The organism is Salinivibrio sp. HTSP (assembly GCF_003390965.1).
Taxonomy (GTDB): Bacteria; Pseudomonadota; Gammaproteobacteria; order Enterobacterales; family Vibrionaceae; genus Salinivibrio; species Salinivibrio kushneri.
In genome coordinates this window covers 1-25,106 of record NZ_PXUD01000026.1, presented here as the reverse complement: position 1 = coordinate 25,106, position 25,106 = coordinate 1, and the positions used below count along the sequence as shown (strand labels likewise).

Genomic DNA, 25,106 nt, shown 5'->3' with positions numbered 1-25,106 from the left:
GAATAAAGCGTGATCAAAAAAGGCTGCTTGACGCAGCCTTGTCATACTCGTGCAGTTTAACGAATTGGCAGCGGAATGTCCTTAAACATGCCATCAATTTCTTCGTTTGAACGTAGAGCCACCGCTTGATCTATCACATTGCGCGTCAGGTGTGGGGCAAAGCGTTCAATAAAGTCATACATATAGCTGCGAAGGAAGGTGCCTTTACGAAACCCAATTTTGGTCGTGCTGGCACCAAAAATATGGCTGGCGTCAATGGCGACGAGATCTGAATCAGCTTGGCTATCCATCGCCATACTGGCAATAACCCCCACCCCTAGCCCCAACTTCACATAGGCTTTGATCACGTCCGCGTCTGTAGCGGTAAATACAATCTTGGGGGTGAGATTAGCGCGGTGGAACGCCTCATCCAACTCTGAGCGCCCGGTAAAACCAAAGACATAAGTCACGAGCGAATAGGCCGCTAAGTCCTCGATGGTAATATTGTCTTTTTTCTGTGCCAGCGGGTGATCAGGCGTGACGATAATCGAACGATTCCAGTGGTAACACGGCAGCATGACCAAGTCTTCATAGAGGTGGAAAGCTTCGGTCGCGATAGCAAAGTCTGATGTGCCTTTGGCGACCGAGCTGGAGATCTGCGTTGGCGTCCCCTGATGCATATGCAAAGAGACTTTCGGATACCGCTTGGTAAAGGCTTGAATCACATCCGGTAGTGCATAACGGGCTTGTGTGTGGGTGGTGGAAATATTGAGGTTTCCCATTTCTGGGTGCGTATGTTCACTCGCCACCGCTTTAATGCTTTCAACCCGAGACAAGATGCTTTGAGAGATTTCCACAATGGCTTCACCAGCAGGGGTAACTTGGGTCAGGTGTTTGCCACTGCGCTCAAATATTTGCACGCCGAGTTCGTCTTCTAGTAATCGAACTTGTTTACTGATCCCAGGCTGAGAGGTATACAAACTCTCTGCGGTCGCAGACACATTTAGGTTGTGGTTGACGACCTCAACGATATATCTAAGCTGTTGTAGTTTCATAGTGCAGACGCGCGAGCCTCATGGGTTAAGTGACAGCATTGGGTTGTGATAGATTATTTATATACCCAAATTAGACTATTTAATAGGCTTTGGTTATATAAACGTTAGCGATTGCACATTCACTAAGCAACTTGGTGAACAAACGTGATATGACTCGACCGCTAAAATTTGATTATTCCGATACGTTTATCGCCAAGTGCACGATTATGGACCACACTATTAGCAGCGCATGCGAATCGGATGTCATGTGCAGAGTTAGAGGCGGATCACTCATACTGCCTCCATCCTTGATTGATGCTATCTCTGTCGGTTGAGATCGTGTATCTTAACCCGTTGAGTTTATTACAAGGAACATCGACGCTGAATTATGAATATTGCCTTGATAGCTGGCCTTTGTGTCATATTGCTCGGCCTGATTGTCGGCTACAACATATTGGCTCAACAACGTAAGCAAATTGAATCTCACAAGCGCCAAGAGATGGCAAAGCACATTGCAGTGATTGACGCCACCGAAGAGCTTATTGGTAATGCGCATAACCTGCCTTATAGCGGGACCTTGTTGGTTTGCTTGAATAAGAAGATCCTAGATTCCTTGAAAGCCATGTACGAGATTGATGATTCCGATAAATCCATCAAGCAACGTATTAGTGCCACTCAAGCGCAAATCGATCAAATCAAACAAAGCTATTCAAACCGCGAGTCCACCTCTTTTAAAGTGCCAGATAACGATCGACAAGCGATTTCGATGCTCAAGTTAGTAAAACGTCTGCGTTCGGTGGTGAAAGCGGAGCATTCAAAGGGACGACTGGCAACACAGGCGTTTGTGGCTGAGAACGCGCGCTTGGAGCAGATGCAGCTTAAAATCAATATTGAGAACGTGATTAAGCGTGCCAATGACGCCAAGCAAAAAGGGCAAATGGGCACCGCTCAGCAGTTATTGAAAAAAGCGATTGATGTGGTCTCGCCCAAAACCGATGATTACTCGCAAGAGATGAAAAAGCATTTAGAGCAAATGCATAGTGATATCACCCAAACACTGAATACGGGCCATGAGAAACTCCAGTCGGAACAAGAAGAAGAAAGAAGTGATCTGGACGAGTTGTTTGCGCCGAAAAAGAAATGGTAAATCAGCTTACGTAGGCTTAAAACAAACGGCGCGTTGATATGCGCCGTTTGTTTATTCTTCTCCTGCTCTTGCGTTCATCCCCTAGACGCGGACTCTCTCAACGAGCGCGGCAAAAGATGCGCTTCAATATGATCCAGCACCCCATCTGCCGCTTGTTCAAGCAAGTCTAACACCCGCTCAAAGCCGTCCGGGCCACCATAATAAGGGTCGGGGATCGGCCCATCGGTATGCTCCCCCCAGTGGAGAAATAAAGACAGTTTGCCTTGGTACTCGGGTGGGCATTGCGCTTGCAAGTCAGCCAGATTGCTCTCATCGGCTGCCAGAATCATGTCATGACAGCCAAAGTCAGCTGGGCCAACCTGGCGCGCGCGAATACCTTCAAACGAGTAGCCTCTCGCCTGCCCCGCCGCTTGGCTACGTGTATCAGGCGGATTACCCTGGTGATAACCTGCCGTGCCCGCTGAATCAATATCGACTGCCAAGCCTCGCGCCTGTGCGCGAGCACGTAATACGGCTTCAGCGGTGGGCGAACGACAGATGTTGCCCAAGCACACCACCAAAACACTGGGCCTTTGATTATCCGTTGTCATCAGCGTTAAACCTCCTTATGGCTAGGCTTTCAGCTTACCAGTAAGGATAAACGCTGCCTATAGTTAGGCAGGTAATCGACATCCGCCTGCTCTAGCGTTTGTATAAAACGCCCTATTGGTTGGAACTGTTTGTTTGCGCACCGCGTGTCAACGTTGGCATCCAACCTATCGTCCCTTTACTATAGACCTAAGTTAACCAAAGGTTGGAAATCACATGTCAGAACACAGTCATCAACAGCGCCAGCAAAAACTGAAAGAAAAAGTCGATGCTCGGATTGACGCCGCACAACAAGAAAAAGGGCTATTTCTTATTATTACTGGCAACGGCAAAGGCAAATCCACCTCCGCGTTTGGCACCGTCGCACGCGCCGCAGGCCATGGCTTCAAATGCGGGGTGGCGCAGTATATCAAGGGAACCTGGGCATGCGGTGAGCGAGACTTACTCAGTCAGCATGGCGTGGACTTTCATGTGATGAGTACAGGGTTTACCTGGGATACCCAAGATAAAACGGCCGACACCCAAGCCGCACAAAAAATCTGGTCAGCATGCAAAACCATGCTCAGCGATCCTGGTTACGATTTGGTCGTCCTGGACGAAATCACCTATATGATCACCTATGGCTATATTGATCTAGACGATGTCATCGCTACGATTAGCCAACGCCCAAGTGAGCAATCGGTGTTAATCACGGGTCGCGGTGCGCATCGTCGTCTCGTTGAAATGGCGGATACCGTGTCTGAGGTTCGTAATGTTAAACACGCCTTTGATGCGGGTGTTAAAGCTCGCCAGGGTATTGACTGGTAGGCGTTATCGAACGCCTACAAGACAATAATGAGCGTGCAGAGGCACGCTCATTGCTTTGAGATGCCGCTGGTCGGTACCGCTGTAGAGGATAGCGTATCAACAGACGTATCATTCGCTTGACACGACTGCCGACAGAGTTTGGCATCGATGGACTGATCGCCCAACAAGCGTTGCCACAACGCGGGGAGCGCGGTCTCAGGCAAAGGGCCAGGCTCGAGTTGTTGAGGCGCGACCGGCGCCCACTCCCCATTCATCTTTTGCTCTGCCAGTAAAAACTGAAACGGCTGATAGGCGGCCACCCCGAAGCGTAAGTCGGTGACGACCTGCTGCCCGTTTCGGTTTTCAAAGCGAATAAAATTACGTGAAAACGTCCGTAGAGCGCTGAGGGTATCAGAGTTTGCCAGCGGCCACTCTCCCAGAGGCTGCGTGACCCAATCAATTGACGGGTTGGCATCAAGTCGTGAGGCCAGCCCCTCCCAGTATTGATCTTCGCCACTGACGACCACACGCCACAGTAAAGTGTTAAACGGCGTTGGCATAATGATCAACGGCTGGCCTTCCAGCAAGGTTCCTTGTGTTTGCTCGGCAACCCGGTTTTCTATTTGATGGAGCTGATACACAGAACTGGCCAAATAAAGACTCGAGACCATCAACCCAACACCACACATCCTGGCCCCAAGATGGCGCCATACCAGCGCGCTGATGAGCGCAACCAGTAGGGGCAACGTATACAGGGGATCGATAATAAATAAACTCGCTACCGCTACTGATGGCACATCAAGCGGCCAGAATAGCTTGGTGCCATATACCGTCATGGCATCAAGCAATGGATGGGTGACAAGCACCGCGATGACCAGCACCATCAATTGCCACAGTGGCCACTGACGCTGCCAGCGCCACCAGCACCAAGTAATGAGCGCACCAACCCAAGGCAATACGAACAGCGAGTGGCTGAAACCTCGGTGATTCACAGTGTTCGCCACCGGATCGCCATAATCAATCAATACATCCAGATCCGGTAAGGTCCCCAAGGCCGCGCCCGCCAGCAGCACTTTCGGTGAGCAGCGTTTACCCGCAACCAAGCCCGCGACCGTCGCGCCTAACGCGGCTTGCGTGACAGAATCCATAAAGCGTCCTTTAATGACTTTGCATTAGATAGCCTGATGAGTGATGCGCCGATCACTGAAATAAATTAAGGAGTTTATCTGCCGTCTCTTTGACCTTATCGTCATCCGCTTTATCACCCAGTAGCTTTTTCAGCCCCCGTTGCGCCTCTTTGCGTGCTTTCTCTTCTAACGCTTTATTACTGCTGAGTAACTGCTTAATATCTAATTTATAGCTCGGCGATTGCCAAGTACCAGCTACCGTCACTGGGATGGTCACATCACGCAGTTCATCAATATCTTTACCGCCCTGGCCTTTACTGGTCTCGACCACCGAGGTATAGACGTCAAAATCGAGTGTCTCTTTCAGCAGATCGGTTTGTCCGTCACTACGTACCCGAAGCGCCGGCGCTTCCAACAGTAAGTCGGTGGTGCGTGCCATGCCGTTACCTAGGGTAAAACTTGCCGTGAGTGCGCTAAAGTCCGTTTTACGTACTTCTTTGGCGGCCGCTGCCGACTCGCCTTTTAGGGTTGCTTTCGCCTCTCTGAGCATCTGCGCCAAGTTAATGCCATTTATCGCGCCATCTTCGAAGAAAATAGCGACACTGCCTTGAATCGCTTGACGCAATGCATACGGTGACAAGCCTTTGCCTTGTACATTGATATCAAGGTTCCCCTTACCTTCTAATAAGTCCACCTCAGCGGCATCTTCCAGTAAAGGAAGCACTTGGATCCCACGCGCTTTTTTACTCACCTGATAGCGCGCAGGGGTTTGTGTGGCATCTAGCATCCCTTGCACAACCACGCTGCCTTCATAGGCTTGTGTTGTTAGATCGGACACGTCGACCTTGCCACGGTCGATGGCAACTGTCGCACGCGTTTTTCCCAAGGTAACATTACTCACGGTCAGCCCTTTCATCGCCAATGAGCCGGCAATATCTAGCGTCTTCAACACACTCAGATCAGGCTCTTCTTTGCTCAGGGGCGCAGCTTGTTTGTTGGAGCTGGATGGTGCATTAGCGCCAGACTCACTTGCATTAGCGGACTGACTAGGCGCTGCGTCTGTCGGTAGCAGCGTATCGAGGTTGATATGGTTGGTATTCAACGCAAAGCGCACTTGGGGGATCTCAGTCAACTTGACCGCCACTTTACCATCCACCACAACATCATCGTCGTTCAACCGGCTGGTCAATTCACTGACCGTCACCGTTTGCTGGTTGATGTCAAACACAATATCCGCGGCTAGCGCTTGGCTAAGAGACGAGTGGGGAATAGGCTCGCCGGACAGTGTCGTGAGCATGTCTAACCCCTGAACAGTGACCTTATCTTGTGTTTTTGCGATAGTCACCTGGGCTTTACCTGAGCTTTCAATGACGATGTCAGCCGTTTGCGCATTCACATTGAAGCCTAATTTCGCCGTCTCGCCCAGCGAAAAACTATCAAGGGTAATATTGGCTTGTTCAATCGCCATATCACCTTGCTCTGCCGAAAGCGTCAACGCCAGTTTGCGCAACTGGCTTTGTATCACGTCACTGGCCAATTTCAACTCGCCTTGACCTTCCACCTCAAAGCGGGCGTCATTTTGCTCGCCGCGCAACGACAGTGATAACGGCGTCCACACATCCGTCGCCAGATTGCCCACCTCAAGATCCACATCGCGCAGCGCCGTCATGGTGCCCGCTTGATCATCTTTGACGACCACACTCGCGTTAGCCACACTGAGCCCTTGTAACGATACATTCCACGTCTTTGCCTCAGTGCTCGTCGTCTCAGAGGATGAGTCTGATTCTGGTGTCGGCTCTGTTTGAGGCGCTGCGGCCTGTGATGTCGTGGTGAGGTTGCTCTCCCCATTACTCAGGGTTTGAATAAACACATGAGGGTCTTGCAATATTATTTCGCCGACCTGCAAGGTTTGCGACATCAAAGGCAACACATCGACAGACAGGCGTGCTTGAGATAAGCGCATCAGATCGGGTTCATCAAAGCCGGGGCGATTTTTTATCGCGACATCCTCGACTGAAAACCCCAAACTTGGCCAAAACTGCCAAGCAATGTCGCCACCGATGACCATGTCATAGCCTGTCTGCTTTTTAACTTGCTCGACCAACAATGGCTTAAACTGGTTAGGGTTAATAGTCGCGAGCACAGCGGCGATGCCACCGATGACAACCACCACCAAAACAACAAGAGTAAGGGCGATTTTTTTTATCATTGCAAGATGCTCCTTGTGCGTAACAGGCGATACCACTCGCGAGAGATACTCGCCTTATCGACCATGATTTCACGATCGGGTTCCCCGTTAGAAAAAATGCGCCCGTAGGCGCATTGCAATCGTTAAACCTTGTCTTGGCTAATGCGAGAGGCGACGGCCCCTTGCTGATTTTTGTATTTTGCGTTGTCTCGTTTGTTATACGGCTTATCAGCCGCGCCCGACATAGGCTCAAAGCTTAACGCACCAATCGGCATACCGGGTCGTAGCGCCAAAGGCAAACGACCATTGTTATAGAACTCAAGGACAATACGGCCCGACCAGCCCGGGTCTATCCGGTGCGCGGTTACATGCACCATCAGCCCTAAACGTGCTAACGATGAACGGCCATCAAGCCAGCCGACGATATCGTCCGGTAGGGTCACTGCTTCATGCGTGACAGCGAGCGCGAGCTGGCCTGGGTGAAGATAAAATGCCTCACCATCAGCAATCTCAATTTCATCACTCATCACACGTTCAAGCTGGGCATTAACCTCTTCTTTCGGGCCAGATAGATCGATAAATGCCGCCCCGTGATCATTAAAGACACGGAATTGATTGCCCAACGTCACATCCGCCGTCACACCAGAAATCGACGCCTCTGCCGGACGCGGCTCAATTTTGATGCGGCCATCATCAAGGTGTTCTTTGATATGCCTGTCGCATAGTCGCATCGGATAGTCCTCACGGTTAATAGATGGAGCGATACACTCACGTACCGCATTCACTTAGCTCGTTATCCTCTGCATACAAAAGCAGGGAGTGGTGATCCGTTAAGCCATCATACGTCAATCAGGCTTTCAGTAATCGCGCGATATGCGCTTTTAATACATCAATCGCAATGCGGTTTTTCCCTCCGCGTGGCACGATAATGTCGGCATATTGCTTTGACGGCTCAATAAACTGCATAAACATAGGGCGGACCGTCTTCTGATATTGCTCCATCACAGAGTCCATGGTGCGGCCGCGTTCAGCCACATCACGTTTCATGCGACGCAATAAGCAAATATCAAGGGGGGTATCCATAAAGACGCTGGCATGGATAAGATTGCGCAGACGTGGGTCGGTCAGTAACAGGATCCCTTCCAAAATGATCACCTTTTTGGGCGTCATGGTGGTGGTTTCATCCATACGGGTATGCTCTGAGTAGCTGTACACAGGCACATCGACAGACTGACCGGCCGCGAGGCTTTCTAAGTGCTCGCAAAGCAAGTTATGGTCTAGCGCTTGTGGATGGTCATAGTTGGTTTGTACGCGCTCTTCCATGCTGAGATGGCTTTGATCGCGGTAATATCTGTCTTCCGTGATCACGCCGATTTGATGATCGCCGACTTTTTCCTTTAATTCCTTATAAATCGTGCTAGCGATCAGGCTTTTACCGGAAGCAGAGGCGCCTGCTATGCCGATAATAACGCATTGGTGGTTGTTGTCACTCATAATATGAATACCCAGAGGAAGCTTGGCGGAATCTACATAAACCGCCTGATTATAGGGAGTTGAAGCCGCTGGCGCCAGAGAAAATCACGCTTCCCTGACGCATCCGTCGCTTTAAGCCTGCTACAGTTGCCCGTTGCTCAATCAGGGCGACACCGTTTGTACGCTTATTTGTTCAGGGCGCGTTTCCCCTTGCCAGTAAAGCTGACTGGCGACGGTGGCTGCCATTTGGCGATAAACCGCAGCGTGCTCACTGTCAGGGCGCGCTACCATACTCGGTGTGCCTGCGTCTATGTCCTCACGAATGGCGACATGAAGCGGTACTTGTGCCAAGACCGGCACACCCTGTTCACGGGCCATTTTCGCCGCACCGCCGGTACCGAAAATCGCTTCATGATGGCCGCATTGCGAACAAATATGGTAGCTCATGTTTTCTATTACCCCGAGAACCGGCACCTGTACTTTCTCAAACATCGCCACGCCTTTAATCGCATCAGCCAGTGCGAGATCCTGTGGTGTGGTGACCACCATCGCCCCCGTCACCGGAAACTGTTGCGCCAAACTAAGCTGAATGTCGCCCGTGCCTGGCGGCATATCAACCACCAGATAATCAAGTTCAGGCCAGCGGGTTTCATTGATCAATTGAGCAAAGGCTTTCGATGCCATCGGCCCACGCCACACGGTGGCGTTATCGGCGGGCACCAGGTAACCAATTGAATTAGAGACGATGCCGTGACGCCTCACAGGCTCCATCAGTTTGCCATCATGAGTTTGTGGCTCGCTGTCTTTAGCGCCGAGCATTATCGGCAGCGATGGGCCATACACATCCGCATCGACAATGCCCACTGATGCCCCTTCGGCGTGCAGGGCCAGTGCCAAATTGACCGCCGTCGTCGATTTACCCACGCCGCCTTTGGCCGAACTCACCACTAACAGGTTTTTCACCCCTTTGACGGGCGCTTTGTCACCACTTTTTATCGGCGCCACTCTCTGTGTCAGTTGAAACTGCTGCGCCAATGACGTCGACTGGGTACTCAGCCACTCATCGAGCGCCTGCATCACTGACGCCGCTGCAAATGGGAATGTCACCTTAAAGCCGTCTCCACTCGCGCTCACCCACTGTGGTTGGCTCGCCCACTGCTCCACCAAGCGCGAGTGTGAAAACTGATTCAATAGACTCACTGCGTCGTCCACATTGGTCAGCGGGGCGGCCGTGTCTTCTTTTTGTTTTTGTGCTTTTTTCTTTTTAGAACCAAATAACATGCATCACCATCCCATTGATTAAAATATATTAGGCCGGATTGGCAACGTTTAACGGATAAACCGCCTCACTCACGGCCTGCACTAGGCAAGGCATATCGTATCAGGTAAGATTTCCGCAATCATTCCATTCATATCATAAGAGCGAACAAACAAGATTATGGCTGCAACCCCACGGAAAATTCTGGTGACCTGTGCGCTGCCTTATGCGAACGGCTCGATTCATTTGGGCCACATGCTCGAGCATATTCAAGCAGATGTATGGGTGCGCTATCAGCGCCTACGTGGCAACACGACTCACTTTATTTGTGCCGACGATGCCCACGGTACCCCCATTATGTTGAAAGCACAGCAGATGGGTGTCGAGCCAGAAGCCATGATCGCTGGCGTGCAACAAGAGCACCAAGCCGACTTTGATGGCTTTGATATCAGCTTCGATAACTATCACAGCACCCACAGTGATGAAAACCGCGAACTCGCCTCATTTATCTATACCCAGCTACGCGATAACGGTTACATCACCAGTCGTACTATTTCTCAACTGTTTGATCCAGAAAAAGAAATGTTCTTGCCGGATCGCTTTGTCAAAGGCGAGTGTCCAAAATGTCACGCCGACGATCAGTACGGTGACAACTGTGATAACTGTGGTGAAACCTATACCCCAGCAGAGCTGATTAACCCTCGTTCAGCGGTGAGCGGCGCGACGCCCGTGATGCGTGACTCTGAGCACTTCTTCTTCGATTTGCCACAATTTGAACAAATGCTCAATGAGTGGACGAAATCCGGCTCACTGCAAAGTGAGATTGCTAACAAGATGAATGAGTGGTTTGAAACCGGCCTGCAGCAATGGGATATTTCCCGCGATGCGCCCTACTTTGGTTTCGAGATCCCTGATCAACCTGGCAAGTTTTTCTACGTTTGGCTCGATGCGCCGATTGGTTATATGGGGTCATTTAAAAACTACTGTGACAAGCGCGGCGACATCGACTTTGATGAGTATTGGAAAGCCAACAGCGATGCCGAGCTTTATCACTTTATTGGCAAAGACATTGTTTATTTCCATAGTTTGTTCTGGCCCGCCATGCTCGACGGTGCCGGTTTCCGCAAGCCAAACAACGTCTTTGTGCACGGTTATGTCACCGTCAACGGCGCGAAAATGTCCAAGTCGAAAGGGACATTCATTAAAGCAAGCACTTACTTAAAGCACCTTGACCCTGAGTGCCTGCGTTACTACTACGCCGCCAAACTCAACAGCCGTATTGATGATCTCGATTTAAGCTTGGATGACTTTATTCAGCGCGTGAATACCGACATCGTCAACAAAGTGGTCAACCTAGCCTCTCGCAACGCGGGTTTCATCAGCAAACGCTTTGACGGTCAGCTATCAACGGTTTGCTCTGAGCCTGAGCTATATCAATCCTTTATCGATAAAGCCGAGCACATTGGCGAGCTCTATGAGGCCCGTGAATTCAATCGCGCCATTCGAGAGATCATTGCGCTGGCCGATAAGGCCAACCAGTACGTCGATGAGAAAGCCCCTTGGGTCATCTCCAAAGAGGAAGGGAAAGAGGCTGAGCTACAGGCTATTTGCTCAGTGGGTATTAACTTATTCCGAGTGTTGATGACTTATCTAAAACCCGTGATGCCAAAACTGGCCGAACGGGCGGAAGGCTTTTTAAACGACACCCTCACGTGGGAAAGCATTGCCACTCCACTCACTGGCCATCAGATCACCAAGTTCAAGGCGCTATTTAACCGGATTGATCCGAAAGCCGTCGATGCCATGATTGCTGATAGCAAAGAAGATGTTGCGACTGAAGAGGCGGAAAAAGCCAAAGCGCAAGGGCCTTTAGCTGATGACCCCCTCGCGGATGAAATTGAATTTGGTGACTTTGCTAAAGTGGATCTCCGTATCGCCAAGATCCTTGAGTGCGAAGCCGTGCCAAAAGCAGATAAACTGCTCAAATTCAAGCTCGATATTGGCGGTGAAACACGTCAGGTTTTCGCTGGGATCAAATCGGCCTACAAACCGGAAGATCTGGTGGGCAAACACACTGTGATGGTCGCCAACCTAAAACCCCGTAAGATGAAGTTTGGCATGTCAGAAGGCATGATTTTAGCGGCCGGCCCTGGCGGGAAAGAGATTTGGATCCTAGAGCCTCATGAAGGGGCCCAGCCAGGTATGCGTGTCATGTAATCTCCCTGCCTCGTCAACTTGCACAAGCAGAGAATAAAGAGCCCAGCCGGGCTCTTTTTTTGTCCAATAGGTGCCAATTCTCCGCGCCCTGCACTACAAGAGGGCAATCACTCCCTAACACGGTGCGTAAAACGCCCACCATCAGACCCCGATCAAGGCCATACAAGGCGTGATTAATCTCTCATTTTTGGCATGCTTCATGCTTCTTCAGAGAGACACGCGAGCCATAGCAAGGAGAGCATATGGGGTGGTTAGTCATGATAGGGATTTTAGCACTCGGGATTGCTAGCGTGGTGGCGGTTATCGTGTATCGTCAACGCCCGGATTGGCGATTACATCAACTGCATGAGTTACGTGCATTACTTCAGCATGCTCGCTACCTGGCGACCCAACCGCGCGTCGATCCGCATGACTATCATCGATTGCTGGATCAAACACGCCAGTTACATCACTTGGCGCCGCATACGCAAAAGCCAATGTATCGGCTTTTTTTCCATCACCTCCACGCCTTGCCACAATACGATGATGTGACCCAGGCCAAGATGAAAAACCGCGCATTGCAACACCTCGCTTACTTGGTGGATGAAGCCATCCCACCAGTGTTGATTGCCTATGGTGAGGACCACACCCTCGCGGCTTACCAGCAAATTTGGTATGCGGTGTTAGAACTGCTGCAGGCTCGCCAACGTTTTTCCTACGCGTCAATACAATTGGAGAACGCAACGCCCAATGCACATCAGTCTCTCAGTTTACAACAACAAATACTCACCAAGCGCTTAGTACAGCTACGCGACCTTGAATTGGATGAGGCATTCAGCGATAAGGTTAATCAGGTTATCTCCCAGCTTGATGATGTACATAGCTTGTCACTCACGCACCGCCTGGCGGTGGCACAGCAAGTCAACGCCGTGATGCTTGATGCCCTCGATACCTTTCTAGCGACGCTGCTCGCGCGCTTTCCTGCACCAAAGGATGATATTTTCAATACGCTTTCGCCCATCAATGACTCACACCATCAATGATCAACCTCTAAGCCATTAAAAAGCCGGCACAAGGCCGGCTTGATAGCAACATGATGACACTTACCCAATATGGGTTTGCCCGCCCATATAGGGGCGAAGTGCCTCAGGGATCTCAATACGGCCATCCGCTTGTTGGTAGTTTTCCAAAATAGCTACCAAGGTACGGCCTACCGCCAAGCCCGAACCATTCAAGGTGTGCAACAGCTCAGGTTTTTTCTCACCTTTACGACGGAAACGTGCCTGCATACGGCGAGCTTGGAAGTCCATGGTGTTTGAGCACGATGAAATCTCACGATAAGTATTTTGCGCGGGCAACCAGACTTCTAGATCGTAGGTCTTGGCCGCACCAAAGCCCATGTCGCCGGTGCAGAGCAACATCTTACGGTATGGTAGGTTCAGCAACTGCAATACTTTTTCTGCATCCGCAGTCAATGACTCCAGTGCTTCCATTGAGTCTTCTGGCTTAACCACCTTCACCAACTCAACTTTATCGAACTGGTGCATACGGATAAGGCCGCGCGTATCACGCCCGTATGAACCTGCTTCTGAGCGGAAGCAAGGTGTGTGTGCGGTCATGCACAGCGGAAGATCCGCTTCATCGATGATTTCATCACGTACCATGTTGGTCAGCGGCACTTCCGCGGTTGGGATCAAAGACATGCCAATGCCTTCTTCCGTCGCCGGCTGGGTATGGAACAAATCTTCACCAAATTTAGGCAGCTGACCGGTGCCATAGAGGCTGTCCGCATTAACCAGATACGGTACGTACATTTCGGTGTAACCGTGCTCGTTGGTGTGCAAGTCGAGCATAAATTGCGTGAGCGCACGATGCATACGCGCCATTTGCCCTTTCATCACGATAAAGCGAGAGCCTGACAGTTTCACCGCACTGGCAAAATCAAGACCACCGGTGAGTTCGCCGAGGTCGACGTGATCTTTAACCTCGAACTCAAATTGACGGGGCTCGCCCCAGCGAGAAATTTCCTGGTTTTCAGACTCGTCTTTGCCACTGGGCACTTCTTCGGCCGGTAAGTTAGGCACGCCCATCACGACATCATTCACTTTTTGCTGGAGCGCCGCGAGCTCTGTTTTCGCCGCATCCAATTCATCACCCAGGTTTGCCACTTCTTCGAGCAATGGTGCGATGTCTTCACCCTTTGCTTTAGCCTGGCCAATGGACTTCGATCGGGAATTACGCTCTGCTTGCAGTTGTTCGGTGCGAATTTGCAGCGCCTTACGTTGTTCCTCGAGTTCACGCATAGCGTCAACATCAAGCGTAAAGCCACGACGAGCGAGTTGTTGAGCGGTTTGTTCCAGCTCAGTTCGAAGTAATTTGGAATCCAGCATGCTAATCCTGTGCTTTCGGGTTATTGACTGTAAATTGACGAAGTTAAACCTTACCCAAAAAGGGTAAACTTGCCTAGCGCTTTTGCGGGCTTTTTATATCCTGCTCTGCGAGAAAGGCGAGCTTTTCGGCGATTTTAATTTCTAGCCCACGATTGACGGGCTGATAGTAACGCGCCTCGCCAAGCTCCGGGGGGAGATAGCGCTCTCCCGCGGCATAGGCATTGGGCTCATCGTGGGCATAGCGATAGCCGTCTCCGTGTCCCATTTGCTCCATCAATGCCGTTGGTGCATTACGAAGGTGCATAGGAACAGGCGCATTAGCGGTGTCTTTGGCATCACGCAAGGCTTGTTTCCACGCGGTATAAACCGCGTTACTTTTAGGCGCACTGGCCAAATACACCGCGGCTTGAGCAATGGCGCGCTCACCCTCTGCCGGCCCCACGCGGGTAAAGCAGTCCCAGGCGTTAAGCGCGACCTGCATCGCGCGCGGATCGGCATTACCGACATCCTCAGACGCAATCGCAAGTAGTCGCCTGGCGACATAGAGCGGATCGCCCCCTGCACTGACAATCCGTGCGTACCAATACAATGCTCCGTCGGGGCTCGAGCCACGTACCGATTTGTGAAACGCAGAAATCAAGTCATACCACGCATCACCTTGTTTATCGAATTGCGCCACTTTTTCACCGGCCACGTCTTTAAGCATCGACATCGTGATTTGGCCATCGGCCATGTCTGCCAACATTTCCAATAGGTTTAATGCCATACGTGCATCACCACTGCATGCTGCCGTTAATGCTGCTTTCACGCCGTTATCAAAGGCTAAAGACTGCTTACCGAGCCCACGCTGTGAGTCAGCGAGCGCTTGATCAATCACCGCTTCCAAATCGCTCTCATCAAGGCTGGTTAGGCGGTACACACGGGCGCGCGATAGCAGAGCGTTATTAAGCTCAAATGAGGGGTTTTCCGTGGTGGCACCAATAAACGTCACCGTCCCCGCTTCCACATGGGGTAAAAACGCATCTTGCTGGCTTTTGTTAAAGCGGTGCACTTCATCGACAAACAAAACAGTACGAATACCGGCTTGCTTGTTTTGCTCTGCGCGCCCAATCGCCTCTCGGATCTCTTTGACGCCAGAGGTCACAGCCGAGATCTGTTCCAGCTCTGCGTTGGCTTGGCGCGCGGCAATATCGGCGAGCGTGGTTTTACCGGTCCCCGGTGGCCCCCAGAAAATCATCGAATGGAGGGAGCCCGACTCAATCGCCCGGCGAAGCGGTTTACCCTCGGCGAGAAGATGGCGCTGCCCGATGTACTGGTCAAGCGTGAGTGGACGCATACGTGCGGCCAGTGGGCGAAAATCGTCTGCAAAGTCAAGCGGTAAGGTCGCCACAGTCACCTCCGAGGCAATTATCTTGGTTGGCGCTGATCGTCGACCATCACTGAGTCGGGTGGCGTAAACGAAAACAGGTCCGACGCCGGTGTTTGTCGACTAAACTGGCTCAGCGTAAACTGGCTCTGTTGCCCATCTTGCTCAACCACGGTAAAACCGGTCAAGGTACCATCCGGCTTCACCGTGACCTCAAATTCGCCAATGGTGCCTGTGGTTTTTGGCGTTAAGGTAAAGGTGTCAGCCTCTTGGGTGATTTGATAAGCCTGCCAATCACTGGGCTGATTGCGCGTTAGCAATACAAACGGCGTCTGTGCCGTGGCATCCTCCAGCCACATCGCCGTCACTTGCTCAACAAAGGGGCTGTAGTACCAGAGCGTCTCGCCATCGGAAATCATGATAGTTTCGTCGGGTGAGGTTGTGGTCCAGTTAAACAAATTTGGCCGCTCAATGGCGAGCCGTCCTTTTGCTTGATGAATCACCTCTCCTTCTGGGCTGTGCACTGTTTGCGAAAACTGCGCACTGAATGCGTCAACCTGACTCAAGCGTTCCATCAGGTGTTGTTGCGCCGGCGTTTTCGCCTGCACCGATAATGCAAAAAATAGCGATATCACCACCATTAGGTGGCGGATAGCAGAGAGTCGAGTCATGAAACCTTCCATTCGATCAATCTTTGGGTGGCGGTGGCGCGATGACTTCGCGATTACCGTTATGGCCTGGTGAGCTTACGACACCATGTGCTTCCAGTTGTTCCACGATCCGCGCTGCCCGGTTGTAGCCAATTTTAAACCGGCGCTGCACACCAGAGACAGAGCCTCGGCGGCTTTCGGTGACAAATTCAACCACTTGGTCAAAAAGCTGGTCCAGCTCCTCACCCTCTCCGCCTGAAGGCGCCTCACCCGGCAACAAGCTATCGGAGCCTTGATCCCCTTTGGTTATTTCGTCTAGGTACTGAGGCTTACCACGCGCTTTCCAGTTGTTCACCACGCGATGCACTTCTTCATCACTGACAAAAGCGCCATGTACACGGATGGGGTGGTTGGAGCCATTAGGCATAAACAGCATATCACCCATCCCCAGTAACGACTCTGCGCCGCCTTGGTCGAGGATAGTGCGCGAATCTGTCTTAGTAGACACCGTAAACGCCATCCGCGTTGGAATGTTGGCTTTGATTAAGCCTGTAATCACATCAACGGACGGACGCTGAGTGGCAAGCACAAGATGAATCCCCGCTGCCCGCGCTTTTTGTGCTAGTCGCGCAATCAGCTCTTCCACTTTTTTGCCCACCACCATCATCAGATCGGAGAATTCATCCACGACCACCACAATATAAGGTAGCTTTTCCAGCTTAGGCGCTGACTCATCCATCGAGTCACCTGGCTTCCAAAGCGGATCGGGAATGGGGTTATTGGCGGCTTCCGCGGCTTTTACTTTTTCGTTAAAGCCTTTTAGGTTCCGTACTCCAAGCGCCGACATCAGCTTGTAACGACGTTCCATCTCACCCACACACCAACGCAGGGCATTCCCCGCATCTTTCATGTCAGTCACCACCTCAGTCAACAGGTGTGGGATCCCCTCGTATACCGAAAGCTCGAGCATTTTCGGATCGATCATGATAAAGCGCACATCTTCCGGTGAGGCTTTATACAACATACTTACCAGCATCACGTTCACGCCCACCGACTTACCCGAGCCTGTGGTACCGGCCACCAGCATGTGTGGCGCTTTACCCAAATCAGTGATAATCGCCTCACCGGCGATATCATTCCCCAGCACCACCGAAATCGGCGAGTGGCTATTCTTAAAACGTTCGCTTCCAATCACTTCGGACATAAACACCGTCTCCCGGTGCTCATTAGGCAGCTCAAGGCCAATGTAGGGTTTTCCTGGTATCACTTCGACCACACGCACTGCCGTGGTCGACAAAGCACGCGCCAAGTCTTTAGATAAGCCAGAAATGCGTGAAACTTTAACCCCAGGCGCAAGATCGAGCTCAAAACGGGTGATCACCGGGCCTGGATATACGCCCACTACGCGCGCCTGAACTTTAAAGTCTTCCAGTCGTGCTTCGACCAGGCGAGCAATCTTCTCGAGCTCTTCACGCGTCGCCTGCTCTGCGGTATGGCGAGCGGGGTCAAGCAGCTCGAGGGTCGGGAAAGGTTCTTTCGGCGTGGGTAAATCCGGCTCATCTTTGACTAGGAACGGATGATCCAGTCCAGCTGCCTGCTGCTGATTTTTTTGTGCTTGGCGAATGGTTTCCTGAAACGGGTCGTCATCCTCATCCGCGCCACTGCTCGCTTGTTCTGCACGCTCAAGCTCGGACAGCCCATCTTGATTATCATAAGTTGTGTCGGCGTGATGCTGGCTCGGTGCGATTGGTGCACTGTGCAGATCATCAGATGGTGTCTCTTCGCCCGTTTCAATAGAGGGAGCAGTTCCAGTATCAAGATGTGGCGTGTCCACCTCAACGCGCGAAGACAATACAGGCGCAGCTTCTTCATGCTCCTCCTCGTGCTCGATAGCAAGGTGCCACTGCCCCAATGACGGTTCCTCGGGTTGCGCATCATCGCTATCGGTAGCGCCCTGATCGTCGGCAACATCCGAGTCTGTTGCCGAACGCGCTTGTCCACCAAAGATAATAGGCGACGCTGCCTTGTTCTGTGCCTGCTCATCGTTGGCGGAACTCTCCGCCTTCTCCGGCGCTGACGGTGTCAAGCGACGTAAATCACTGAGCTCCATCGGCTCAGACGCATTGGCTGCGGTGCTCTGTGTGTCGGTGTCTGGAACGCCTAACTCGGTCGGCGCGTCACCACGAATCCGATTGACCGCCCAGGTGACGCCTTTTAGTGTCATGGCACCGAGATTATCAACAATGGTTAACCAAGAAATACCGGTAAAAAGGGTAAAGCCGGCCGCCCAACCAAACAGCATCACCAAGGTCGTCCCTAATACGTTAAATAGCGGCAGCGCCAAACTGTTGGTGACATCCCCCATTACACCACCAGAGGAAAAATGCCAAAAATCGTCAAAATTCAAATCGGCCAACGAACAGCTGGTTAAAAACAGGATAAACAGTCCCAAGATACGCGCGCCGATAATGGTATAATTGATGGGTTCATCGTCGCTGCGGCGACGCAAGAACACCCACCCCCCGAGAATCGCCGCTGGTGGCAGCGGATACGCTAAGATACCAAACGAAAAGAAGAGACTATCGGCGAGCCACGCGCCCATGGCACCTGCTGCATTGTGGACATCACCATGCCAGGCAGTTTGCGACCAGGATGGGTCGGCCGGATTAAAAGACAATAGGGCGACCATGGTGAACACGGCTGCCGCGAGTACCAAAATAAACCCACACTCTTTTAATCGCTGAACGCCATCTAAACGCGCTTTAGCACGAGCCGCTTTGGGCTCTCGACGTAAAGAAAACTCCATCATCACCTGTTTAATACTGTTCGTGAACCGCATTCCTCATCCTACTCTGAGGCTTGCTTATGTTGCCCTGACTTTATCACATTCATGCCGTGAGGGCAGGCATGATGCCTGCCTACGCCAAATCTTTACCGAGATATCACACAATCTTGTGCTATCCGCACAAAAAATAAGCCGAGCATGACGCTCGGCTTCAGTCTCGACAAGTGGTGCGTCGCACCCCATTTTATCACCTGGCTAACGGGTATGGATAACCAGATGATTACTCTGTTTCACCTCTTCCATCACCACATACGTGCGAGTGTCATTCACACCGGGTAAACGCAGCAAGGTTTCACCCAATAACTTGCGATAAGCTGACATATCCGCTACTCGTGTTTTAAGCAGGTAGTCAAAATCCCCTGATACCAACGAGCACTCTTGAATATCCTCAAGCGTTTGCACGGCTTTATTAAATTGCTCGAACACATCAGGCGCACCGCGGTTGAGTGTGATTTCGACAAACACCAACAGTGATGCATCCAAATACTGGGGGTTAAGCAGTGCTGTATAGCCAAGGATATAACCTTGACGTTCAAGACGTCGTACACGTTCTAGACAGGGGGTAGGAGAAAGACCAACACGTTTTGATAACTCAACGTTAGAGACTCGCCCATCCTTTTGAAGCTCGTTCAGGATGTTGCGGTCAATGCGGTCCAATTCCTTGGAGGGCTTTTTTTTGGTATCTACCATTTTTTATTCCACCTTGTTACTTCCTTGCAAAAAGATATACCAAATTAAATAACATCTAAATGATCTTTAGCATCAAATACTGGTTTATTGCCTTTATACTAGCCTGAAAATTGACAATATCAATAAAAAGCCAGCCGATAACACTGAATAAACACGAGGTGACAGCATGATCATTGGCATTCCAAAAGAAATCAAAAACCATGAGTACCGCGTTGGTATGGTACCCGCGAGTGTTCGCGAGCTTATCTCTCACGGCCACTCTGTTTACATCGAGACCAACGCAGGTAATGGTATTGGTTTCTCTGACGACGACTATAAAGCCGCCGGCGCGTCTATCCTTCCCACTGCTGCTGACGTTTTTGCGAAAGCAGAAATGATCGTCAAGGTAAAAGAGCCACAAGCCGTTGAGCGTGCGATGCTCCGCGAAGGACAGATTTTGTTCACCTATTTGCATCTTGCACCAGATTTTCCGCAAACAGAAGACTTAATTAAAAGTAAAGCCATCTGTATTGCCTACGAAACGGTAACAGATTCTAAAGGTCGATTGCCACTCCTTGCGCCTATGTCTGAGGTCGCCGGCCGCATGTCTATTCAAGCAGGTGCACAAGCGCTAGAAAAATCACACGGCGGTTCGGGCATGTTGCTCAGCGGTGTGCCCGGGGTTGAGCCTGCGAAAATCGTGGTACTCGGCGGTGGTGTTGTCGGCTCGAACGCCGCTCGTATGGCCGTTGGTCTGCGTGCTGACGTCACGATTCTCGACAAAAATGTCGATACCTTACGTCGCCTCGATGAAGAGTTCCAAGGACGTGCCAAAGTGGTCTACTCCACAGAAGAAACCCTAGAGCAGCACGTATTGAACGCCGATCTGGTTGTCGGTGCGGTACTCATCCCAGGTGCGGCCGCCCCCAAACTGGTTAACGAAGACCACATTAAGCGTATGAAGCCCGGCGCAGCAGTTGTGGATGTGGCTATTGATCAAGGCGGCTGTTTCGCGACCTCACACGCGACCACTCATGCGGATCCCACCTATATCGTCGATGATGTCGTTCACTACTGTGTCGCCAACATGCCTGGCGCGGTGGCCCGTACCTCTACTGTCGCACTAAACAATGCCACACTGCCATATATTGTTAAGCTGGCTAACAAGGGCTATCGCGATGCCTTGGTGGAAGACCAACACCTGCGCAATGGCCTGAATGTTATCGGCGGTCAAGTCACGATTAAAGAAGTCGCTGAAGGCTTTGAGTTGCCGTATGTTGATGCCATGGACGCACTAAAGGCCGCGCATTAATCGGCCACACCAATCATAGAAATCGAGGGCACCATCACGGTGCCCTTTCTTTACCTTTCTAATTTACCTACAATCAGTCCATTCAAAAAACGAACCTCTTTTCCTGCTCGGAGACGTGAATGAGTAACATTAAGCATGCGAACCTGTTGATCCTGGGTTCAGGCCCGGCTGGCTATACCGCCGCTGTTTACGCCGCGCGCGCTAACTTAAACCCCGTGATGGTGACCGGAATGCAACAAGGTGGCCAGCTGACCACCACCACGGATGTTGAAAACTGGCCTGGCGATCCTGAGGGACTGACAGGACCGACCTTGATGGATCGTATGAAAGCTCATGCGGAAAAATTCGAGACTGAGATTATCTTTGATCACATTAACGAAGTGGACTTATCCTCTCGTCCGTTCCGCTTAAAAGGCGATAATGGTGAGTTCAGCTGTGATGCATTGGTTATCTCTACCGGTGCCTCTGCGCAATATCTTGGCCTTCCATCTGAAGAAGCGTTTAAAGGACGGGGCGTCTCAGCCTGTGCCACCTGTGATGGGTTTTTCTATCGCAACCAAAAAGTCGCGGTGATCGGGGGTGGTAACACCGCGGTCGAAGAGGCTTTGTACCTATCAAATATTGCCTCAGAAGTGCATGTTGTTCATCGTCGCGACACCTTCCGTGCCGAGAAAATCCTCGTTGACCGCATGATGGATAAAGTGAAGAACGGCAATATCGTGCTACACACTAATCGCGTGCTCGATGAAGTACTAGGCGATGAAATGGGTGTGACCCAAGCACGCTTGAAAGACACCCAAAGTGATGAAACCGAAACACTGGATGTGATGGGTGTGTTTGTTGCAATTGGCCATAAACCTAATACCGATATTTTTGCGGGTCAATTAGAGATGGAAAATGGCTACATCAAGGTCGAGTCGGGCCTCAATGGCAATGCCACTCAAACCAGCGTTGAAGGTGTGTTTGCTGCCGGTGATGTGATGGATCATGTTTATCGCCAAGCGATAACCTCTGCAGGCACCGGCTGCATGGCCGCATTAGATGCCGAGCGCTATCTCGACGCTCTGGCGAATAATCAGTAAGCCCACGCTCTCATGCAGGCCGCCATTCGGTGGCCTGCCCAGCCTATTTGTAGGCTCTCATAAAACAATAAGACGATATGGATAAATCTAAACAGCGGGCGCTAACCCAATGGCTCAAGTCGCAGAGCACGTTAGCCAAACCCTGGTTAGTTGCGACGATTAGTATTGCACTCCTCTCCGGTGTGCTTTTGATTGCCCAAGCAGCACTTCTCGCCCACCTGCTGCACCAATTGATTATTGAACAAACGGATAAATTCACCCTACTCCCCAGTTTTCTGGCGTTAGCTGGCGTCGTATTAGCACGTGCAGCATGCAGCTGGGCCAAAGAGCAAACGGGCTACCGCTGTGGTGAAGTGATTCGCCAACATATTCGTCATTTAATCCTGAATCGCCTTGAGGCGCTGGGGCCGGTGAGCATTCAAGGACGGCCAGCAGGCAGCTGGGCGAGCCTGATTTTAGAGCAAGTAGAAGAGTTACAAGACTTTTTTGCCCGTTATTTGCCGCAAATGGCCATCGCCGTGCTGATCCCCTTGGTGATCTTGGTTGCCGTTTTCCCAATCAATTGGGCGTCGGGCGTGATCTTTTTAGTCACCGCGCCGCTGGTCCCCTTTTTCATGGCCTTAGTTGGCATTAAAGCCGCTGATGCCAACCGGAAAAACTTTAAGGCACTGCAACGTTTATCCGGTTACTTCTACGACCGCTTACGTGGACTGCCCACTCTCAAGCTGTTTAATCGCGTTGAGGCGGAGGCCGAGCAGCTTCATCTCGCATCACACACATTTCGCCAACGAACAATGGAAGTGCTGCGCCTGGCCTTTTTATCATCGGCCGTGCTGGAATTTTTCACCGCCATTTCCATTGCCGTTGTCGCCGTCTATTTTGGGTTTAGCTTTATTGGTGAGCTTGATTTTGGTCACTATGGTGCCTCTATTTCGCTGTTTACCGGTTTATTCGTGTTAGTGCTGGCCCCCGAGTTTTATCAGCCATTGCGCGATCTCGGCACCTTTTATCACGCTAAGGCACAAGCAATTGGGGCGGCCGAGTCGATCGTGGAATTTCTCGATGCCCAGCCAGATACCGGCACCCAAGGTGAAGCCACGCCTGATTTATCCACCGTCACTATCATCGCGCACGACCTGGAGGTACTCAGTCCCGACGGTCACGTATTGGCAGGGCCAATGTGCTTTTCTATCCAACCCGGTGAACAGGTTGCGCTTGTTGGCGTCAGTGGCGCGGGCAAATCTAGCCTTCTTAACGCTCTGCTTGGTTTTCTGCCCTACCGTGGTAGCCTCACCATTAATGGCTATGAACGCAGTGAACTTGATTTAACGCATTGGCGTCAGTCGATAAGCTGGGTCGGGCAAAACCCACAACTGTTCCATGGCAGTATTCGCGACAATATTGCCCTCGCTAACCCTGAGGCAACGCCTGAGACCATCAACCAAGTGATGACCCAAGCGTACGTGGATGAGTTCGTGATGCGGCTGACCGATGGCTTGGCGCATCCTGTCGGTGACCGAAATGGCGGGTTATCAGTGGGTCAAGCTCAGCGTATTGCGGTCGCGCGAGCGCTATTACAAGATGGTGCGCTCTGGGTACTGGATGAACCGACCGCAAGCCTAGACGCACATAGCGAAAACCGCGTGCTAGAAACCTTGAGTGCGGCAACCCAAGCCAAGACCTGTGTCCAGGTGTCGCACCGTTTAGACTCGCTCACCCACAGTGACCAAGTCTGGGTGATGATGGACGGAAAGTTAGTACAACAAGGCCCCTATCATACTCTCGCTGAAACCGGCCCGCTGGCTGAGATGCTGGCTTCCGCCGATAGGAGAAATCTCGATGCGTGAACTACTGCCCTATCTCCGCCTCTATAAGCGCCACTGGTTCGGTTTGAGTCTAGGTATGGTGCTGGCGTTTGCTACCTTGTTTGCCGCCATTGGCCTACTCACCCTCTCCGGCTGGTTTATTGCCGCTGCGGCTGTCGCTGGCTTGGCGGGCCTTGCCACCTTTAATTACATGCTGCCCGCCGCCGGTGTGCGTGGCTTTTCCATTGGTCGTACCTTCGGCCGTTGGGCTGAACGTGTGGTCAGCCACAATGCCACCTTCAAACTATTGGCCGATTTACGCGTATCATTTTTTCGTAAACTCGCCCCATTAGTGCCTGGTCAAGGGCTGAATATGCGTGATGGCGACTTACTTAATCGCATGGTCGCCGATGTCGATGCCATGGACCACGTTTATCTGCGCCTAGTCAGCCCGATGGTGGTTGGTATCGTGGGCATCCTGGCGGTAAGTTTCTTCCTGGGTTGGTTTGACCCAATGCTTGGCATGGCGCTTGGACTGATCTTGCTCGGGTTACTGATTGGGCTGCCGATCCTTTTTTATCGCTTGGGTAATGATCAAGGCCGTACACAGTTGGAACAAAATGCAGCCACGCGCATCGCACTGCTTGATTGGTTACAAGGCCACGCCGAGCTGGCTTTATTTGGCGCACGTGACCGCTATCGCGCCCGCATCGATGACAGCGAGCAAGCCATGCTGCACGCACAAGCCAATATGGCGCGCATCACCGGATTAGCCAATGCTGTGCTCGTCGCGGCCACAGGGCTAACACTGGTGGCGATGATTTGGCTGGCGGCAGATGGTGTCGGTGATCATAAGCCTGGCCCCCTAATTGCTATGGTGGCCTTTACGACCATGGCCAGTTTTGAGTTGATGATGCCGATCACTGCCGCCTTCCAATACCTCGGCAAAACGCTTACCGCCGCGAAACGACTGAATGCGATCACGGAGCGCGCGCCCAGTGTCCCCTTCCCCTCACAAGGACATACTGGCCCCGCTGTCGGCGATATTAGCTTTGATAATGTCAGTTACCAATACCCAGGCGCAGCACAAGACGCGGTTTCAAACATCTCTCTTCGCATCACACCAGGACAAACACTCGCCCTGTTAGGAAGAACGGGATGTGGCAAATCAACCTTATTGAGCTTGCTTACCCGGGCGTGGGATCCCACGC

General features: G+C 51.6%; 20 protein-coding genes. 8 read left to right on the top strand and 12 right to left on the bottom strand.

The window, feature by feature from the left end; translation table 11 throughout:
- Window positions 1-56 precede the first annotated feature (56 nt).
- A complete protein-coding gene (gene cysB / locus C7A19_RS05355; protein ID WP_116644392.1) occupies window positions 57-1,034 on the bottom strand; it encodes an HTH-type transcriptional regulator CysB in 978 nt (325 codons plus the stop codon).
- Window positions 1,035-1,401: 367 nt separating this feature from the next.
- Here cysB and C7A19_RS05350 point away from each other — a divergent pair, with 367 nt between their 5' ends.
- Entirely contained in the window at window positions 1,402-2,160 is a 759-nt protein-coding gene (locus tag C7A19_RS05350; RefSeq protein ID WP_069361453.1) for a DNA repair protein, read from the top strand.
- A gap of 74 nt (window positions 2,161-2,234) precedes the next feature.
- On the opposite strand, the gene C7A19_RS05345 is transcribed toward C7A19_RS05350, so the two are convergent.
- The gene (locus C7A19_RS05345) at window positions 2,235-2,750 is read right to left on the bottom strand and encodes a low molecular weight protein-tyrosine-phosphatase (protein ID WP_069361452.1); all 516 of its coding nucleotides are present in this window, start codon (window positions 2,748-2,750) and stop codon (window positions 2,235-2,237) included.
- Between the two features lie 214 nt (window positions 2,751-2,964).
- Between C7A19_RS05345 and cobO the strand changes: the two genes are divergently transcribed.
- Complete coding sequence (cobO, locus tag C7A19_RS05340) at window positions 2,965-3,555, top strand: cob(I)yrinic acid a,c-diamide adenosyltransferase (protein ID WP_069361449.1); 591 nt, start codon at window positions 2,965-2,967, stop codon at window positions 3,553-3,555.
- A gap of 47 nt (window positions 3,556-3,602) precedes the next feature.
- Here cobO and C7A19_RS05335 read toward each other — a convergent pair whose 3' ends face one another.
- The 5 genes from C7A19_RS05335 to apbC form a co-directional block, all read right to left on the bottom strand.
- A complete protein-coding gene (locus tag C7A19_RS05335) occupies window positions 3,603-4,682 on the bottom strand; it encodes a metal-dependent hydrolase (protein WP_116644391.1) in 1,080 nt (359 codons plus the stop codon).
- 52 nt (window positions 4,683-4,734) lie between these two features.
- Window positions 4,735-6,870 (bottom strand): AsmA family protein, encoded by a 2,136-nt coding sequence (locus C7A19_RS05330; protein ID WP_116644390.1) that lies wholly within the window; start codon window positions 6,868-6,870, stop codon window positions 4,735-4,737.
- Between the two features lie 122 nt (window positions 6,871-6,992).
- Window positions 6,993-7,580, bottom strand: a complete 588-nt coding sequence (gene dcd / locus C7A19_RS05325) for a dCTP deaminase (protein WP_046073840.1) — start codon at window positions 7,578-7,580, stop codon at window positions 6,993-6,995.
- 118 nt (window positions 7,581-7,698) lie between these two features.
- Window positions 7,699-8,343 carry a uridine kinase gene (gene udk, locus C7A19_RS05320; RefSeq protein WP_069361447.1) on the bottom strand — a complete coding sequence of 215 codons (645 nt, stop codon included), beginning with the start codon at window positions 8,341-8,343 and terminating at the stop codon, window positions 7,699-7,701.
- 141 nt (window positions 8,344-8,484) lie between these two features.
- Window positions 8,485-9,603: an iron-sulfur cluster carrier protein ApbC gene (gene apbC / locus C7A19_RS05315; protein WP_116644389.1), complete on the bottom strand. Its 1,119-nt coding sequence runs from the start codon at window positions 9,601-9,603 to the stop codon at window positions 8,485-8,487.
- Between the two features lie 157 nt (window positions 9,604-9,760).
- Here apbC and metG point away from each other — a divergent pair, with 157 nt between their 5' ends.
- Together metG and C7A19_RS05305 are read left to right on the top strand one after the other, a co-directional pair.
- Window positions 9,761-11,797 carry a methionine--tRNA ligase gene (gene metG, locus C7A19_RS05310; protein WP_116644388.1) on the top strand — a complete coding sequence of 679 codons (2,037 nt, stop codon included), beginning with the start codon at window positions 9,761-9,763 and terminating at the stop codon, window positions 11,795-11,797.
- A gap of 242 nt (window positions 11,798-12,039) precedes the next feature.
- Window positions 12,040-12,819, top strand: a complete 780-nt coding sequence (locus C7A19_RS05305; protein ID WP_069361445.1) for a hypothetical protein — start codon at window positions 12,040-12,042, stop codon at window positions 12,817-12,819.
- 60 nt (window positions 12,820-12,879) lie between these two features.
- Here C7A19_RS05305 and serS read toward each other — a convergent pair whose 3' ends face one another.
- From serS to lrp, 5 genes are all read right to left on the bottom strand, one after another.
- Entirely contained in the window at window positions 12,880-14,166 is a 1,287-nt protein-coding gene (serS, locus tag C7A19_RS05300; RefSeq protein WP_077485609.1) for a serine--tRNA ligase, read from the bottom strand.
- Window positions 14,167-14,239: 73 nt separating this feature from the next.
- A complete protein-coding gene (locus C7A19_RS05295) occupies window positions 14,240-15,502 on the bottom strand; it encodes a replication-associated recombination protein A (protein ID WP_077520321.1) in 1,263 nt (420 codons plus the stop codon).
- Window positions 15,503-15,573: 71 nt separating this feature from the next.
- Entirely contained in the window at window positions 15,574-16,173 is a 600-nt protein-coding gene (gene lolA, locus C7A19_RS05290; protein WP_077520323.1) for an outer membrane lipoprotein chaperone LolA, read from the bottom strand.
- Window positions 16,174-16,219: 46 nt separating this feature from the next.
- Entirely contained in the window at window positions 16,220-18,991 is a 2,772-nt protein-coding gene (locus C7A19_RS05285; protein ID WP_346330221.1) for a DNA translocase FtsK 4TM domain-containing protein, read from the bottom strand.
- Window positions 18,992-19,222: 231 nt separating this feature from the next.
- Window positions 19,223-19,717 carry a leucine-responsive transcriptional regulator Lrp gene (lrp, locus tag C7A19_RS05280; protein ID WP_046073519.1) on the bottom strand — a complete coding sequence of 165 codons (495 nt, stop codon included), beginning with the start codon at window positions 19,715-19,717 and terminating at the stop codon, window positions 19,223-19,225.
- Between the two features lie 166 nt (window positions 19,718-19,883).
- Between lrp and ald the strand changes: the two genes are divergently transcribed.
- The 4 genes from ald to C7A19_RS05260 all read left to right on the top strand — a co-directional run.
- The gene (gene ald, locus C7A19_RS05275) at window positions 19,884-21,008 is read left to right on the top strand and encodes an alanine dehydrogenase (protein ID WP_116644387.1); all 1,125 of its coding nucleotides are present in this window, start codon (window positions 19,884-19,886) and stop codon (window positions 21,006-21,008) included.
- Between the two features lie 119 nt (window positions 21,009-21,127).
- Window positions 21,128-22,090, top strand: coding sequence for a thioredoxin-disulfide reductase (gene trxB / locus C7A19_RS05270; RefSeq protein WP_116644386.1), 963 nt, complete (start codon window positions 21,128-21,130; stop codon window positions 22,088-22,090).
- Window positions 22,091-22,167: 77 nt separating this feature from the next.
- Window positions 22,168-23,937: a cysteine/glutathione ABC transporter permease/ATP-binding protein CydD gene (gene cydD, locus C7A19_RS05265; RefSeq protein ID WP_116644385.1), complete on the top strand. Its 1,770-nt coding sequence runs from the start codon at window positions 22,168-22,170 to the stop codon at window positions 23,935-23,937.
- Window positions 23,930-25,106, top strand: a 1,177-nt coding sequence (locus tag C7A19_RS05260; protein ID WP_116644384.1) for an ABC transporter transmembrane domain-containing protein, incomplete at its 3' end; no start/stop codon positions are given. The genes cydD and C7A19_RS05260, both read left to right, overlap by 8 nt.

Excerpts from the sequence above, each read along its gene's own strand:
- cysB (WP_116644392.1), bottom strand. The coding sequence starts at position 1,034 with ATGAAACTACAACAGCTTAGATATATCGTTGAGGTCGTCAACCACAAC.
- C7A19_RS05350 (WP_069361453.1), top strand. The coding sequence starts at position 1,402 with ATGAATATTGCCTTGATAGCTGGCCTTTGTGTCATATTGCTCGGCCTG.
- C7A19_RS05345 (WP_069361452.1), bottom strand. The coding sequence starts at position 2,750 with ATGACAACGGATAATCAAAGGCCCAGTGTTTTGGTGGTGTGCTTGGGC.
- cobO (WP_069361449.1), top strand. The coding sequence starts at position 2,965 with ATGTCAGAACACAGTCATCAACAGCGCCAGCAAAAACTGAAAGAAAAA.
- C7A19_RS05335 (WP_116644391.1), bottom strand. The coding sequence starts at position 4,682 with ATGGATTCTGTCACGCAAGCCGCGTTAGGCGCGACGGTCGCGGGCTTG.
- C7A19_RS05330 (WP_116644390.1), bottom strand. The coding sequence starts at position 6,870 with ATGATAAAAAAAATCGCCCTTACTCTTGTTGTTTTGGTGGTGGTTGTC.
- dcd (WP_046073840.1), bottom strand. The coding sequence starts at position 7,580 with ATGCGACTATGCGACAGGCATATCAAAGAACACCTTGATGATGGCCGC.
- udk (WP_069361447.1), bottom strand. The coding sequence starts at position 8,343 with ATGAGTGACAACAACCACCAATGCGTTATTATCGGCATAGCAGGCGCC.
- apbC (WP_116644389.1), bottom strand. The coding sequence starts at position 9,603 with ATGTTATTTGGTTCTAAAAAGAAAAAAGCACAAAAACAAAAAGAAGAC.
- metG (WP_116644388.1), top strand. The coding sequence starts at position 9,761 with ATGGCTGCAACCCCACGGAAAATTCTGGTGACCTGTGCGCTGCCTTAT.
- C7A19_RS05305 (WP_069361445.1), top strand. The coding sequence starts at position 12,040 with ATGGGGTGGTTAGTCATGATAGGGATTTTAGCACTCGGGATTGCTAGC.
- serS (WP_077485609.1), bottom strand. The coding sequence starts at position 14,166 with ATGCTGGATTCCAAATTACTTCGAACTGAGCTGGAACAAACCGCTCAA.
- C7A19_RS05295 (WP_077520321.1), bottom strand. The coding sequence starts at position 15,502 with ATGCGTCCACTCACGCTTGACCAGTACATCGGGCAGCGCCATCTTCTC.
- lolA (WP_077520323.1), bottom strand. The coding sequence starts at position 16,173 with ATGGTGGTGATATCGCTATTTTTTGCATTATCGGTGCAGGCGAAAACG.
- C7A19_RS05285 (WP_346330221.1), bottom strand. The coding sequence starts at position 18,991 with ATGATGGAGTTTTCTTTACGTCGAGAGCCCAAAGCGGCTCGTGCTAAA.
- lrp (WP_046073519.1), bottom strand. The coding sequence starts at position 19,717 with ATGGTAGATACCAAAAAAAAGCCCTCCAAGGAATTGGACCGCATTGAC.
- ald (WP_116644387.1), top strand. The coding sequence starts at position 19,884 with ATGATCATTGGCATTCCAAAAGAAATCAAAAACCATGAGTACCGCGTT.
- trxB (WP_116644386.1), top strand. The coding sequence starts at position 21,128 with ATGAGTAACATTAAGCATGCGAACCTGTTGATCCTGGGTTCAGGCCCG.
- cydD (WP_116644385.1), top strand. The coding sequence starts at position 22,168 with ATGGATAAATCTAAACAGCGGGCGCTAACCCAATGGCTCAAGTCGCAG.